The organism is Lentzea sp. NPDC102401 (assembly GCF_044765805.1).
GTDB classification, from domain to species: Bacteria; Actinomycetota; Actinomycetes; order Mycobacteriales; family Pseudonocardiaceae; genus Lentzea; species Lentzea sokolovensis.
The window spans coordinates 420803-434971 of the sequence record NZ_JBIWKS010000001.1 but is presented as its reverse complement, the minus strand read 5'-3'; the positions used below and the strand labels follow the sequence as shown (position 1 = coordinate 434971).

The 14169-nt window shown below is 68.8% G+C and carries 16 protein-coding genes; 9 read left to right on the top strand and 7 right to left on the bottom strand.

From position 1 onward, the window contains the following. Window positions 1-8: 8 nt before the first annotated feature. Genes ACIRG5_RS02105 through hsaB form a run of 6 tightly spaced genes read left to right on the top strand, consistent with a single transcriptional unit; the run spans window position 9 to window position 5310 of the window. Complete coding sequence (locus ACIRG5_RS02105; RefSeq protein ID WP_402898776.1) at window positions 9-896, top strand: acetaldehyde dehydrogenase (acetylating); 888 nt, start codon at window positions 9-11, stop codon at window positions 894-896. After that, entirely contained in the window at window positions 853-1872 is a 1020-nt protein-coding gene (gene dmpG / locus ACIRG5_RS02100) for a 4-hydroxy-2-oxovalerate aldolase (RefSeq protein ID WP_402898773.1), read from the top strand. The genes ACIRG5_RS02105 and dmpG overlap by 44 nt, the downstream gene beginning before the upstream one ends. Further along, window positions 1869-3035, top strand: coding sequence for a 3-hydroxy-9,10-secoandrosta-1,3,5(10)-triene-9,17-dione monooxygenase oxygenase subunit (hsaA, locus tag ACIRG5_RS02095; RefSeq protein ID WP_402898770.1), 1167 nt, complete (start codon window positions 1869-1871; stop codon window positions 3033-3035). Before dmpG ends, hsaA begins: the two co-directional genes overlap by 4 nt. A gap of 10 nt (window positions 3036-3045) precedes the next feature. Next, the gene (gene hsaD, locus ACIRG5_RS02090) at window positions 3046-3855 is read left to right on the top strand and encodes a 4,5:9,10-diseco-3-hydroxy-5,9,17-trioxoandrosta-1(10),2-diene-4-oate hydrolase (RefSeq protein ID WP_402898767.1); all 810 of its coding nucleotides are present in this window, start codon (window positions 3046-3048) and stop codon (window positions 3853-3855) included. Window positions 3856-3871: 16 nt separating this feature from the next. Next, window positions 3872-4774: an iron-dependent extradiol dioxygenase HsaC gene (gene hsaC / locus ACIRG5_RS02085; RefSeq protein WP_402900846.1), complete on the top strand. Its 903-nt coding sequence runs from the start codon at window positions 3872-3874 to the stop codon at window positions 4772-4774. A 17-nt stretch (window positions 4775-4791) separates the two neighbouring features. Then, window positions 4792-5310, top strand: a complete 519-nt coding sequence (hsaB, locus tag ACIRG5_RS02080; RefSeq protein ID WP_402898764.1) for a 3-hydroxy-9,10-secoandrosta-1,3,5(10)-triene-9,17-dione monooxygenase reductase subunit — start codon at window positions 4792-4794, stop codon at window positions 5308-5310. On the opposite strand, the gene ACIRG5_RS02075 is transcribed toward hsaB, so the two are convergent. Further along, a complete protein-coding gene (locus ACIRG5_RS02075) occupies window positions 5296-6111 on the bottom strand; it encodes a class I SAM-dependent methyltransferase (protein WP_402898763.1) in 816 nt (271 codons plus the stop codon). The two genes, hsaB and ACIRG5_RS02075, sit on opposite strands and share 15 nt — an antisense overlap. A 42-nt stretch (window positions 6112-6153) precedes the next feature. Here ACIRG5_RS02075 and ACIRG5_RS02070 point away from each other — a divergent pair, with 42 nt between their 5' ends. After that, window positions 6154-6543, top strand: coding sequence for a helix-turn-helix domain-containing protein (locus tag ACIRG5_RS02070; protein WP_402898761.1), 390 nt, complete (start codon window positions 6154-6156; stop codon window positions 6541-6543). Here ACIRG5_RS02070 and ACIRG5_RS02065 read toward each other — a convergent pair. Genes ACIRG5_RS02065 through ACIRG5_RS02040 form a run of 6 tightly spaced genes read right to left on the bottom strand, consistent with a single transcriptional unit; the run spans window position 6540 to window position 12295 of the window. Further along, window positions 6540-7121, bottom strand: coding sequence for a hypothetical protein (locus ACIRG5_RS02065; RefSeq protein ID WP_402898758.1), 582 nt, complete (start codon window positions 7119-7121; stop codon window positions 6540-6542). The genes ACIRG5_RS02070 and ACIRG5_RS02065 overlap by 4 nt on opposite strands. Window positions 7122-7124: 3 nt before the next feature. After that, a complete protein-coding gene (locus ACIRG5_RS02060; RefSeq protein WP_402898755.1) occupies window positions 7125-8093 on the bottom strand; it encodes an acyl-CoA dehydrogenase family protein in 969 nt (322 codons plus the stop codon). Beyond that, entirely contained in the window at window positions 8090-8905 is an 816-nt protein-coding gene (locus tag ACIRG5_RS02055) for an acyl-CoA dehydrogenase family protein (RefSeq protein WP_402898752.1), read from the bottom strand. The genes ACIRG5_RS02060 and ACIRG5_RS02055 overlap by 4 nt, the downstream gene beginning before the upstream one ends. Further along, window positions 8902-9993, bottom strand: a complete 1092-nt coding sequence (locus tag ACIRG5_RS02050) for an acyl-CoA dehydrogenase family protein (RefSeq protein WP_402898749.1) — start codon at window positions 9991-9993, stop codon at window positions 8902-8904. The genes ACIRG5_RS02055 and ACIRG5_RS02050 overlap by 4 nt, the downstream gene beginning before the upstream one ends. Continuing rightward, complete coding sequence (locus ACIRG5_RS02045) at window positions 9993-10823, bottom strand: enoyl-CoA hydratase (RefSeq protein ID WP_402898746.1); 831 nt, start codon at window positions 10821-10823, stop codon at window positions 9993-9995. The genes ACIRG5_RS02050 and ACIRG5_RS02045 overlap by 1 nt, the downstream gene beginning before the upstream one ends. Further along, window positions 10820-12295 carry a FadD3 family acyl-CoA ligase gene (locus ACIRG5_RS02040; RefSeq protein WP_402898743.1) on the bottom strand — a complete coding sequence of 492 codons (1476 nt, stop codon included), beginning with the start codon at window positions 12293-12295 and terminating at the stop codon, window positions 10820-10822. Before ACIRG5_RS02040 ends, ACIRG5_RS02045 begins: the two co-directional genes overlap by 4 nt. Before the next feature lie 55 nt (window positions 12296-12350). Here ACIRG5_RS02040 and ACIRG5_RS02035 point away from each other — a divergent pair, with 55 nt between their 5' ends. Together ACIRG5_RS02035 and ACIRG5_RS02030 are read left to right on the top strand one after the other, a co-directional pair. Then, window positions 12351-13424 (top strand): acyl-CoA dehydrogenase family protein, encoded by a 1074-nt coding sequence (locus tag ACIRG5_RS02035; RefSeq protein ID WP_402898740.1) that lies wholly within the window; start codon window positions 12351-12353, stop codon window positions 13422-13424. Continuing rightward, on the top strand, window positions 13421-14164 hold the full coding sequence (locus ACIRG5_RS02030) for an SDR family oxidoreductase (RefSeq protein ID WP_402898738.1): 744 nt from the start codon (window positions 13421-13423) through the stop codon (window positions 14162-14164). Before ACIRG5_RS02035 ends, ACIRG5_RS02030 begins: the two co-directional genes overlap by 4 nt. The last annotated feature ends 5 nt before the right edge of the window (window positions 14165-14169 follow it).

The window sequence follows — 14169 nt, the reverse complement described above, 5'->3', positions numbered from 1 at the left end:
GTGACTGGGTGAAGGCGGCCATCGTCGGCTCCGGCAACATCGGCACCGACCTGCTCTACAAGCTCCTGCGCTCGCAGGTGCTGGAACCGCGCTGGATGGTGGGCATCGACCCGGCCAGCGAGGGACTGCGCCGTGCGGCCGATCTCGGGCTTGAGGTCTCGGTCGACGGCGCGGAGTGGTTGCTGCGTCAGGACGAGCTGCCGGACATCGTCTTCGAGGCGACGTCCGCGGCGGTGCACAGGGCCAACGCCCCGCGCTACGCCGAGGCGGGCATCCGGGCGATCGACCTGACACCGGCCGCGGTCGGGCCCTGCGTCGTGCCGCCGGTGAACCTCGGCGAGCACCAGGACGCGCCCAACATCAACCTGATCACGTGCGGTGGCCAGGCCACGATTCCCATGGTGCACGCCGTTTCGCGGGTGGTGCCGGTGTCGTACGCGGAGATCGTCGCGAGCGTCGCGTCGGTGTCGGCGGGACCGGGCACGCGGGCCAACATCGACGAGTTCACCCGCACGACCAGCCGCGGCATCGAGGCGATCGGGGGAGCGGATCGCGGCAAGGCGATCATCGTGCTGAACCCGGCCGATCCGCCGATGATCATGCGCGACACGATCTTCTGCGCGATCCCCGAGGACGCCGATCCCGGCCCGATCACGGACTCGATCGCGCGGATGGAGACCGACATCCGGTCGTACGTGCCGGGCTTCCGGTTGCTGAGGGAACCGCAGTTCGACGCCGGCCGGGTGGCGATCTTCGTGGAGGTAGCGGGCGCGGGCGACTTCCTGCCCGAGTACGCCGGGAACCTCGACATCATGACGGCAGCCGCGACCAAGGTGGGGGAGGAGATCGCTCGTGCAGCATCTGAGTCTGCGGTTGACCGACACGTCACTGCGTGACGGCTCGCACCACAAGCGGCACCAGTTCACGGTCGACGACGTGCGCTCGATCGTGGCGGCACTGGACGGCGCCGGCGTGCCGGTGATCGAGGTGACGCACGGCGACGGGCTGGGCGGGTCGTCGTTCAACTACGGCTTCAGCCACACGCCCGAACAGGAACTGATCAAGGTCGCGGTCGAGACGGCTCAGCAGGCCAAGATCGCCGTGCTGATGCTGCCGGGTGTCGGGGTCAAGGACGACATCCTGGTGTCGCAGGACAACGGCGCCTCGATCGTCCGGATCGCCACGCACTGCACCGAGGCCGACGTCTCCGTGCAGCACTTCGCATTGGCTCGCGAACGAGGCCTGGAGACCGTCGGGTTCCTGATGATGGCGCACTCGCAGCCGCCGGAGGCGTTGGCGAAGCAGGCGCGCATCATGGCCGATGCCGGGTGTCAGTGCGTGTACGTGGTCGACTCGGCCGGAGCTCTTGTCCTGGAACAGGTTTCGGAGCGGGTTGAAGCACTGGTAGCGGAACTTGGTGACGATGCCCAGGTCGGCTTCCACGGGCACGAGAACCTCGGTCTGAGCGTCGCGAACTCCGTCGCCGCGGCACGGGCGGGCGCGAAGCAGATCGACGGCAGCGTGCGCGGATTCGGGGCGGGCGCGGGGAACACGCCTCTCGAAGCGTTCGTCGGCGTCTGCGACAAGCTGGGGTTCGAGACCGGCGTCGACTTCTTCAAGATCGTGGACGCGGCCGAGGACGTCGTCCGGCCCGTCATGCCCGACGAGTGCCTGCTCGACCGGATGGCGCTGATGATGGGGTACGCGGGCGTCTACTCCAGCTTCCTCAAACACGCGTACACGCAGGCGCAACGCTATGGCGTGTCCGGCGCGCAGATCCTCGTCCGCGCGGGCGAGCGCAAGCTCGTGGGCGGGCAAGAGGACCAGCTGATCGACATCGCACTGGAGCTGAGCAGGGAGAAAGTCCGATGAGCGAGGAAATCCTCGGCAAGGTGCGGGAACTGCTGCCGGCGCTGGCCGAACGCGCGGCCGAGGCGGAGGAGCTGCGCAAGGTGCCACCGGAGTCGGTGAAGGCGTTGCAGGAGACCGGTTTCTTCCGGATGCTGCAACCCGCGCGGTACGGCGGCTTCGAGTCGCATCCGCTCGACTTCTACACCGCGGTCCGGATGATCGGCAGCGCGTGCGGGTCGACGGGCTGGGTCGCGTCCGTGCTGGGCGTGCACCCGTGGCACGTCGGGCTGTTCGACGTGCGGGCGCAGGAGGAGGTGTTCGGCGAGGACCAGGACACCCGGATCTCCTCGTCCTACGCGCCGACCGGTCGTGCGACAGCGGTGGAGGGCGGGTTCCGGTTCAGCGGCAAGTGGAGCTTCTCGTCCGGCTGCGACCACGCGACGTGGGTGCTGCTGGGCGGCCTCGTGATGAACGACGAGGGCAAGCCGATCGACTTCCGGACGTTCCTGCTGCCGATCGCCGACTACACGATCAACGACGTCTGGGACACGGTCGGCCTGCGTGGCACCGGTAGCAACGACATCGTGGTGAACGACGTGTTCGTGCCGGAGTACCGGGCGTTGAGCATGTCGAACACCGCGCGGTGCAAGTGCCCTGGCCAGGAGGTCAACCCCGGCCCGTTGTTCCGCATGCCGTACGGGACGATCCACCCGTACGCGGTGACGGCGCCGATCATCGGCATGGCGACCGGGGCGTACGCGCTGCACGTCGACGCGACCCGTGAACGCGTCCGGGCGGCGTACCTGGGAGAGAAGTCGGTCGACGACCCGTTCGCCCAGGTCAGGATCGCGACCGCGGCAGCCGACGTCGACGTGGCGTGGTGGACGCTGGAGAAGGACATCAACGACGAGTGGGAGCACGCCGTCGCCGACACGAAGATTCCGATCGACCTGCGCCTGAGGGCCCGGCGCGACCAGGTGCTCGGCAGCGGGCGGGCGCTGGCCGCGATCGACCTGCTCTTCGAGAGCGCGGGCGGCAAGGCGATCAACGCCGGTCTGCCGTTGCCCCGCTTCTGGCGCGACGCCCACGCCGCGCGGGTGCACGCGGGCAACGACCCGGAGCGCGTGCTCGTGCTGTACGGCAAGAACGAGCTCGGCATCCCGGTCCGCGACGGCTTGTTCTGAGGGAGCGTTGATGAGCGTGCGGTTGCACTACCACGAGGCCGGTACCGACAACGCCGAGACGCTGGTTCTGCTGCACGGCGGCGGGCCAGGCGCGTCGGCGTTGAGCAACTTCCGCGCGAACATCCCGGTGTTCGCGAAGTCGTTCCGCGTGCTGGCGGTCGACATGCCGGGCTACGGCCAGTCGGACAAACCCGCCGAGCACGACCAGTACTTCTCCTTCGCCTCCAGGGCGTTGAAGGATCTCCTGGACTCGTTGGAGATCGAACAGGCGCACATCCTGGGCAACTCGCTCGGCGGTGGCACCGCCGTCCGATTCGCGTTGGACAACGGGAAACGTGCCGGTCGACTGGTTCTGATGGGACCTGGCGGGTTGTCGTTGAACGTCTTCTCGCCTGATCCGACCGAGGGCGTGCGCAAGCTCAGCGCCTTCGCCCGCACACCCACGCGGGAGAAGATCGAGGAGTTCCTGCGGATCATGGTGTTCGACCAGTCGCTGATCACCGACGAGCTGATCGACGAACGGTTCGAGGCCGCGTCGAAGCCGGAGTCGTTGCGGGCCATGGCCGCGCTGGGCAAGTCGTTCTCCGGTCCCGACTTCGAGCAGGGCATGCTCTGGCGCGAGGCTTACAAGCTGCGCCAACGGGTGCTGCTGGTGTGGGGTCGCGAGGACCGGGTGAACCCGCTGGACGGCGCGTTGCTGGCGACGAAGCTGATCCCGCGCGTGCAGCTGCACGTGTTCGGCGGGTGCGGGCACTGGGCGCAGCTGGAGAAGTTCGACGAGTTCAACCGGCTCGCCCTCGACTTTCTGAGTGAGTCATGACCTGGCGGGAGGCGTGATGGGCATCCGGTCGCTGGCCTATCTCCGGATCGAGGCCACCGACATGAACCGGTGGCGCGAGTTCGGGCTGAAGGTCCTCGGCATGGTCGAGGGCAAGGGTTCTGTCGAAGGTGCTCTGTACCTGCGAATGGACGACTTCCCGGCACGTCTGGTGATCGTGCCGGGGGAGTCTGATCGGCTGCTGGCCTCCGGCTGGGAGGCCGCCACCGAGGCCGAGGTCGAAGAGATCGCGAAACGGCTGGCCTCTGCCGGGGTCGCGTACGTCGAGGGATCGGCGGAGGACCTGGCGGAGCGGCGGGTGAACGGGCTGATCAGGTTCGAGGACCCGTCCGGCAACGTCCTGGAGGTCTTCCACGGCGCGGCTTTGGAACACCGCCGGGTCGTGTCGCCGTACGGGCACCGGTTCGTGACGGAGGAGCAGGGCCTCGGCCACGTCGTGCTGTCCACTTCGGACGACGAGGCCGCGCTGCACTTCTACCGCGACGTGCTGGGGTTCCGGTTGCGGGACTCGATGCGCCTGCCACCGCAGTTCGTCGGCAGGCCCGCCGACGGACCGCCCGCGTGGCTGCGGTTCTTCGGCTGCAACCCGCGCCACCACAGCCTCGCGTTCCTGCCGATGCCGACGCCGAGCGGGATCGTGCACCTGATGGTCGAGGTCGAGAACACCGACGACGTGGGCCTGACGCTGGACCGGGCTCAGCGGCGCAAGGTTCCGATGTCGGCGACGTTGGGCAGGCACGTCAACGACCTGATGCTGTCGTTCTACATGAAGACGCCCGGCGGGTTCGACGTCGAGTTCGGTTGCGAGGGACGGCAGGTCGACGATGAGGACTGGATCGCACGCGAAAGCACGGCGGTGAGCCTGTGGGGACACGACTTCAGCGTGGGCGTCCAGAAATAGTCGCTCGCTACCGTACCGTGCTCGGTCACTTCTGCACCGGGGTGACCGTGGTGACCGGCATGTCGTCGGACGGGCCGGTCGGGTTCGCCTGCCAGGCGTTCGCCGCGTTGTCGCTGGACCCGCCGCTGGTGGTGTTCTGTCCACAACGGACTTCGCGCAGCTGGGCGGCGATGGCGGAGTCCGGCTCGTTCTGCGTGAACGTGCTGGCGGAGGACCAGCGCGAGGTGTCGACGGTGTTCGGGAAGGCAGGCACGGACAAGTTCTCCACCGTGTCGTGGACGCCTTCGGCGACCGGCGCTCCGGTGCTCGACGGCGCCTTGACGTGGGTCGACTGCCAGGTGTCGGTCGTGCACGACGCCGGCGACCACCACATGGTCGTCGGCTCCGTCGTGGAACTCGGTCCGGTGCGCGAGGCGCAGCCGCTGCTGTTCTACCGCGGCCGCTACGCCTCGCACGCCGAGCTGGACACCCGCGGCTGGTCCGGTGAGGTCCTCGACAACCTTTTGACCTGGCAGCGTCAATCAGAGTGGAGCTGACGCGGTGACCTGCCAGACCGCGGCGGGAATCCGCACCTCGTCCCCGTGCACGAAGCCGTCGAACGCGCTCCGGACAGCCGCCATGATCCGGGGCCGTTCGGACTCCTCCACTTCCTTGAGCGCACGGGAGATCGGTCCGAGGTTGCTCAGATACGGGACCAGCAGTTCCTCGGGCAGGGAGCGGATGTGGTCCACCGGGCGGATGTCGATCCCGCCCCAGCCGGCCTCTTCGAGGATCCCGCGCGTCCTGTCAGGATCGGTGAAGGCGAACGGACCTGGCCCGTGCGGGTCCGGCGCGGGCGCTTCCGGCAGCAACGGGGCGGCGGCCTTCGACGCGGTGGTCATGAACGGGTTCTCGTCCGCGGAGCGCCACGTGATGAAGCAGAGCTCACCCCCGGGCGACGTCGCTCGCAGCAGGTTGCGGAAGGCGGCGGCGGGGTCGTCGAAGAACATGACCCCGAACCTGCTCACGATCAGGTCGAAGCTCGTGTCGAACGCGTGCACCTGTGCGTCGGCCAGGAGGTACTCCGCTTTTCCGTGCTCGCGTGCGGCGGCGAGCATCGTCCGAGAGATGTCGACGCCCACGCAGGTCGCTCCAGTGGCCTCGGTGATCGCCCTCGTGACGCCGCCCGTGCCGCACCCGACGTCGAGAACCCGTTCGCGCGGCCGTTCGAGCGCGGCCTGGACGAGCAGGTCCTGGAACGGGCGCAGCATCATGTCGACGATGTCCTGCACGTTCACCCAGCCCTGCCCCGCGGCGTTCCACCAGGCGGCCTGCTCGCTGTTCACCTCTGCTGTCATGCTCCTACCGTCCTACTTCAAGTCGGCTTGAGGTCAAGTGTCGTGGACAAAACCGAGATCGGCATCGGCGAAGTGGTCCGGCGTTCCGGTGTACCCGCGTCGACCCTGCGCTACTACGAGGAACGCGGCCTGATCGCGTCCGTGCGGCGGCAGGGCCTGACCCGCGTGTTCGCACCGGCCGTGCTGGAACAGCTGGCGTTGATCGCAGTCTGCCGCACGGCGGGGTTCTCGCTGGACGAGATCACGCTGATGTTCTCGCCCGACGGCCGCCCGTCGCCGAACCGCGCGATGCTCGCGGCCAAGGCGGACGAGCTGGACGTGACGATCCAGAAGCTGGCGTCGATGCGCGACGACCTGCGGCACGCGGCAGCCTGTCCGGCGCCGACGCACATGGAGTGCCCGTCGTTCCGCCGCGTGCTGGGACAGGCCTAGGCGACCCAGATCCGCGGCGCCAAGGAGGCAGCCGCCTGGTACGGCGAGAGCCTGGTCCCGACCACCTCCAGCGGCCACTTCTCCCGCAGCGTGACCCACAGCCGTCCGGAGAGTCCGGCGAAAACGCCGAGCACGTCGGCATCGGACACCTCCAGGAGGTAGGTCCACTTCGCGACGTCCGGTGCGCCGGCGAGCGGTTCCCTCCAGGCGCGCCGCAGGACGCGTCCGCCGTACCGCGCCGCCTCGTCGGCCAGCACGCGGTCCGCCCGGCTCGGATCCGGCGCGTCGGCGGGACCGCAGGGGCTGAACCGGTACGGCACAGGCGGTACGGCGGCGATGATCCGCACGGCGGCCAGGTCCGAGCTGTGCGGATCGTCCAACGTGGATCGAACGAGGTCGTGTTCCTCCTGCGTGATGCCGATGTTCTCGTGCGCCATGGTCAGCAACAACGCGGCCTCGGCCTGCGCGGGCTCGCCGCCGAAGTAGTCCTCGCGCACCGACCGCAGGACGTCGTCCTCCAGCCGCCCCGCGAACCGCGCACACAGGTCGGTGACCGTCGCGTAGGTCTGCACATCCACGGATCAGATCTTCGCCCGTAGCCGTTCGAGGTGCACGGCCGGGCTGCCGAACAGCTGGCCGCTGCCGTGCGCCCGTTTGAGGTACAGGTGAGCGTCGTGCTCCCAGGTGATCGCGATGCCGCCGTGCAACTGGACCATCTCGGCGGCGACCTTGAAGAACGCCTCCGAGCAGTAGACCTTCGCCACCGCCGCGGACACCTCGTCGATCGCGGCTCCGGCGGCTGACCTGGCGGTTTCGACGAGGACGTGCATGTCCGCCATGCGGTGCTTCAACGCCTGGAACGAGCCGATGGGTTTGCCGAACTGCACGCGGGTCTTGGTGTACTCGACGGTGAGTTCGAGGGCTCTCGTGGCGGCGCCGACCTGTTCCGCGCTGAGTGCGGCCAGTGCGATGTCACGGACGTGGGGCGACCACGGGCCCAACCGGTGGGTGGCGGCGTCGGTCAGGTGGAGGGTGGCGAGGCGGCGGGTCTGGTCCATCGTCGGTGTGTGCTCGCGGCTGACGCCGGGGTGGCCGAGGTCCACCTCGTACAGGTCGGTGCCGTCGGTGGCGAGGAGGATATCGGCGAGGTCGCCGTCCAGAACGTAGCGCGCCGTGCCGTTGAGGCTGGTCCGGCCGTCGTCCCACGGCCAGACGAGGGTGGCGACGGTCCCGTCCGCGATTCGGGGCAACAGTCGTTCGCACGCCTCCTCGTTCCCCGTCGCCAGCAGTGCCTGAGCCGCCAGCATCGAGGCCAGCAACGGTGAAGGGGTCAGGGCGCGGCCCAGTTCTTCCAGGGCGATGCGGGTTTCGGCCAGGCCGGCGCCGGAACCGCCGTACTGCTCGGGGATCGGGAGCACACCGATGTCGCACAGCCGCGCCCACACGGCCTTGTCGTAGCCGTGCGGGGTCTCGATGGCCGCGCGGACGTCCGAGTGCTTGTCGAGCAGGCTGCGGACCGCGTCACGCAACGCGAGTTGTTCCGGTGTCACAACGCCTCCAGCACGCGTGCTCGGTGCATCGACGGACTGCCCCACGCCGTGCGCAGGGCTCGGGTCTGCAACAGGAAACGGCCCAGGTCGTGCTCGGCGGTGTAGCCGATGGCGCCGTGGACCTGCAGCGCGGTGCGGGCGGCCTGCCAGGCGGCGTCGGAGGTGGCGACCTTGGCGGCGGAGACGTCGCGGGAGCAGATGGTCACGGCCGCGCCGAACACCAGCGGGCGGGCGAGTTCGAGTCCGATGAGGACGTTCGCGAGGTGGTGCTTGACCGCCTGGAACTGGCCGATCGGCTTGCCGAACTGGGCGCGGGCCTTGGCGTGCGAGGTGGTCATCTCCAGCATGGCCCTGCCGAGTCCGAGGAGCTGGGCCGCGCAGGTCAGGACGCCGAGGTCGAAGGCGCGGGCCGCCGGTACGCCGGTGGCGATGATCTGGCCGGCGGAGAGTTCGACGAGGCGGCGGCCGGGGTCGACGGACTCGAGTTCGGTGGTGGGGGAGGCCTCGCGGAGGGTGTCGCCCTCGACGAGCAGGTAGCGGTCGGCCTCGACGGCGTGGGGGACCAGGGGAGGGAAGGCAACGGACCAGGTCCCAGCTCCAGGCTCACCCATCAGCGCCGGCACCACCGCCAACGACTCCACCAGCGGGCCGGAGACCGCGTGATGCCCCAACTCCTCGAACACCACCACGAGGTCGACCGGGTCGGTCACCTCGTCCACCCCGAGCGAGGCCAGGTCCGTCCTCCCCGCGGCCAGGAACCCGTGCAGCACGGTGGCGAAGTCCGTCTGCTCCGGCGAGAGCGTGAATATCATCGCGGCAGCCCCAGGAGTCGTTCGGCGATCACGTTGCGCTGGATCTCGTTGGTACCGGCGTAGATCGGCCCCGACAGCGAGAACAGCCACCCGTCCCGCCACCCCGGCGCGACCTCGCCCAGCAGGTCGAGCGCGGTCTCGTGCAGTGCCACGTCCAGCTCGGACCAGAACACCTTCGTGACGCTGGCGGCAGGCCCGGACAAGGGGCTGGCCAGCGCGCCGAACGTGTGGAGCCGGTAGGCCTGCGCGCCGATCCACGCGTCGACCACCCGGTCGCGCAGCGCCGGGTCCGGGTTCTTGCGGTAGAGCTCGACCAACCGCGAGGCCGCCGCTGTGAAACGACCCGGGCTGCGCAAGGTCAGGCCGCGTTCGTTGCCCGCCGTGCTCATCGCCACGCGCCAGCCGTCGCCGACCTCGCCCACGACGTCGCGGTCCGGCACGAACACGTCGTCCAGGAAGATCTCGGCGAAGCCCGGTTCGCCGTCGAGCTGGTTGATCGGCCGCACGGTGACACCGGAAGCACGCAGGTCGAAGAGCAGGTAGGTCAGGCCGCGGTGACGTTCGCCGGGACCGGTGCGGAACAGGCCGAACGCCCGGTCCGCGAACGCCGCCCGCGAGCTCCAGGTCTTCTGACCGCGCAACAGCCAGCCGCCGTCGCACCGGACGGCGGTGCTGCGCAACGACGCCAGGTCCGATCCGGCCTCGGGCTCGGACCAGGCCTGCGCCCACACCACGTCGGCACGTGCCATCGAGGGCAGGATCCGGGCACGCTGCTCGTCGGTGCCGTGCGCGAACAACGTCGGTGCCAGCAGGAAGATGCCGTTCTGCGAGACCCGGCCCGGCGCGCCCGAAGCGTGGTATTCCTCCTCGAACACCAGCCACTGCAGCAGTGAGGCTTCCCGGCCGCCGTACGGAGAAGGCCACGAGACCACCGACAGTCGTTCGGAAGCGAGCAGTCGTTCCCACGAACGGTGCTCCTCGAAGCCCTCGGCAGTGTCCATGGAGGACAGCGGACGAACGTGCGCGGCCAGCCACGAACGCACCTCTGCCTGGAACTCCACTGTCCGAGCGTCCAGTGAGAGATCCATCAGCCGGAGGCCTTCTTCATCGAACGGGCGTCCATCCCGGCCAACGCGTCGGAGTTCACCTCGGCGTTGTGCGCGTGGGCGAAGTGGTGCAGCCCGAACACCGAATCCATCCCGGCACGCAGGCCCATCAGGTCTTCGGACTGGTTGACCGCCTTCTTCGCCAGCGCCAGCCCGAAGCGCGGCATCGCCGAGATGCGCGAGGCCAGCGCGAAAGTCGAAGACTCCAACGAGGAACGCGGCACGACACGCGACACCATGCCCCACTCGTAGGCGCGCTGGGCCGAGAAGCGGTCGCCGGTGAACAGCACCTCCTTCGCGGCGCGCGGACCGAGCATCCACGGGTGCGCGAAGTACTCGACGCCCGGAATCCCCATGCGCACCACGGGATCGGCGAAGAACGCGTCCTCGGCGGCCACGATCAGGTCGCACACCCAGGCGAGCATCAGACCACCCGCGACGCACGCGCCCTGCACCATCGCGATCGTCGGCTTCGGGATCTCCCGCCACCGCCGGCACATGCCGAGGTAGACCTCCATCTCACGGGCGAAGCGGAGATCACCGCCCTCGCGGCCGACGTGGTCCCACCACATCACGGCCTTGCGCTCGAAGGAGACGTCGACGTCGCGGCCGGGCGAGCCGATGTCGTGGCCCGCGGAGAAGTGGTCGCCGGCGCCGGCCAGGACGATCACCTTGACCTCGTCGTCGTTCACGGCGCGGGTGAAGGCCTCGTCCAACGCGTAGGTCATCGCCGAGTTCTGCGCGTTGCGGTACTCCGGGCGGTTCATGGTCACGACGGCGACCGCGTCCCGCCGCTCATACGAGACTGTCACGCGTTCTCCTTGCGCAGTTGGGTTTTGAGGACCTTGCCCATGGCGTTGCGGGCGAGCGCTGGGTGGAACTCGACGGCGCGCGGCACCTTGTAGTTGGCCAGCCGCTCGCGACAGAACGCGATCACCTCGTCCGAGGTCAGCGAGAACCCGGGTGAGGTGACGATGTGCGCCACCCCGACCTCACCCAGCCGGGCGTCGGCCATCCCGACGACGGCCGACTCCGCGACCCCCGGCAACCGGGCCAGGGCCTGCTCGATCTCGGCGGGGTAGACGTTGAACCCGCCGCAGATGTACATGTCCTTGAGCCGGTCGGTGATCGACAGGTAACCCCGCTCGTCCACCGCACCGACATCGCCGGTGTGCAGCCAGCCGTCGGCATCGATCGCAAGAGCCGTCGCCTCCGGATCGTCGAGGTAGCCGAGCATCACGTTGGGCCCGCGCAGCAGCACCTCGTCCTGCGAGCCCAGCCGGAGCTCGAACCCCGCCATCGGCGCGCCACACGTGAGCGCGACAGTCTCAGGCGAGTCGCCGGGGCGGCACATGGTGGCGACGACGGCCTCGGTCAGCCCGTAGGCGGTGAGCACGGTCAGCGACAGCTCCGCCCGCAGCCGTTCGATCAGCACCACGGGCACGACCGCCGCGCCGGTGACCACCAGCCGCAGACTCGACAGGTCGAACGAGCCGCGCTCAGGATGGTCGAGCAACGCCTGGAAGATCGTCGGCGGCCCGGGCAGCACGGTGATCCGTTCCCGTTCGATCAGCCGCATCGTCTCCACGACGTCGAACACCGGCTGCGGCACGATCGTCGCCCCGGTGAGCAGACAGGCCAGAATCCCCGCCTTGTAACCAAAGGTGTGGAAGAAGGGGTTGACGATCAGATAGCGATCCGCGGACGTCAGCTCCCCGCAGGCGGCCCATGCCTCGGCCACCCCGAGCGACTGCCGGTGCGCGCTCATCGCTCCTTTGCTGCGCCCGGTGGTGCCGGAGGTGAACATGACGTCGCAGAGCTGATCTTCAGTCAGTTCAGGCAGATCGGCGTCCGCGGTGACCCACTCGGCCGGTAATCGCACCACCGCGGGCAGATCCGGCGACAACGCCCGCAGCTCCGCCTCCCGGTCGCGCCCGAGGAACTCGCCTTCGACGATCAGGACACGAGCGGCACTGCGTTGCAGCACGTCCACCGTCTCCGTCGCGGTGAAGCGCGTGTTGATCGGAACCAGCGCCGCACCCGCGCGCAACGCCCCGAGCGCCGCGACCACCCAGTGAGCGGAGTTGGGCGCGCACAAAGCCACGCGATCTCCCGGCCGCACACCCATCCCCACGAGTGCGCGCGCCGCGTCCAGCACCGCCGAACGCAACTCCAGCCAGGTGAGGCGAACCTCCCCGTCCACCAACGCCTCCGCGTCGATGTACGAAGCAGCAGCGCGGTCGAGCACGGCTGAAACCGTTTGCCTGCTTGGAACGTCCGCCACAGAAGCCTCCAAGGGGCCCACCAAAGCAAGTGCTTGGTAGGTTAGAGTATGGCGCATGGAGTCCTTCCGGCGCGAGGTGCGGGAATGGTTGTCCGCCAACCTCGTCGGTGAGTTCGCTGAGCTGCGCGGCCTGGGTGGACCGGGTCGCGAGCACGAGGCGTTCGAGGGACGGCTGCGGTGGCATCGGCACCTGGCGCGCAACGGGTGGACGTGCCTCGGCTGGCCCGGCGAGCGCAGTGTGGAAGAGCAGGTGATCTTCCACGAGGAGTACGCGGAGGCCGACGCTCCGGCGAAGGTCGACATCGTCGGCGAGGGCCTGCTCGGCCCGACGCTCGTCGCGTTCGGCACGCCAGAGCAGAAGGAACGCTTCCTGCCCAGGATCCGCACGCTCGAAGAGCTGTGGTGCCAGGGCTATTCGGAACCGGGTGCGGGTTCGGACCTCGCCTCGGTCACGACGAAAGCCACCCTCGAAGGCGACCGGTGGGTGATCAACGGCCAGAAGATCTGGACGTCGAACGCGCACTACTCGGACTGGATCTTCGTCCTGTGCCGCACCGAACCCGGTTCGCAACGGCACAAGGGCCTTTCGTACCTGCTCGTGCCGATGAACCAGCCGGGCGTCGAGGTGCGGCCGATCCGCCAGCTCACCGGCACGTCCGAGTTCAACGAGGTCTTCTTCGACGGCGCCGTCACGCCCAAGGAGAACGTCGTCGGTCAGCCGGGCGAAGGCTGGAAGATCGCCATGGCCACCCTGGGCTTCGAACGCGGCACCGCCATGCTCGGCCACCAGGTCGGCTTCCGCCGCCAACTCGACGCGATCATGGCCAAGGCGCCCGAGGACGAACGCCTCACCAGGGCGTGGCTCGAACTGCACGTCATGCGCTCGCACACGATGAGAACGCTCAACGACGACCCAAGGCCGGAGGCGTCCGTGCTGAAGCTGTTCTGGGCGGGCTGGCACCGCAGGCTCGGCGAGCTCGCGATGGACTCGCTCGGCCCCGAGTCGATGATCGACGACAACGAGTGGCAGCGGATGTTCCTGTTCAGCCGTGCCGAGACGATCTACGGCGGCTCGGACGAGATCCAGCGCGAGATCATCGCCCACCGCATCCTGGGGCTGCCCCGATGAACGGCCACGACCTGCTCAAGGACAAGATCGTCGTCGTGACGGCCGCGGCGGGCACCGGCATCGGCTCGGCGACCGCGAAGAGGTGCCTCGAAGAGGGCGCCACCGTGGTCATCAGCGACTGGCACGAGCGCCGCCTCAAGGAAACCCACGAGACGCTCGGCACCGCGCACGCGATCCCGTGCGACGTCACCAACGAGCAGCAGGTCCAGACGCTGATCGACGAGACGGTCGAGCGCTACGGCCGCGTCGACGTGATGGTGAACAACGCCGGCCTCGGTGGCGAGAAGTCCGTGCTGGAGATGGCCGACGACGAGTGGTCGCGCGTCCTGGACGTCACGCTCAACGGCACCTTCCGCTGCACCAGGGCCGCGTTACGCCAAATGGTCGTCCAACGAAGCGGTGTCGTCGTTAACAACTCCAGTGTGATCGGCTGGCGCGCCCAGAAGGGTCAAGCCCATTACGCGGCAGCGAAAGCCGGAGTCATGGCGCTGACCAGATGCGCCGCGATGGACGTCGCCGAGCACGGCATCCGGGTGAACGCGGTCGCCCCGAGCTTGGCGGCGCACCCGTTCTTGACCAAGGTCACCAGTGAGGAGTTGCTGACGGAACTGGCGTCCCGGGAGGCCTTTGGGCGCGCCGCCGAGCCCTGGGAGGTCGCGAATGTGATCGTGTTCCTCGCCAGCGACTACTCGACCTACCTGACGGGCGAGGTCGTCTCGGTGAGCAGTCAGCACCCGTGAGGAAG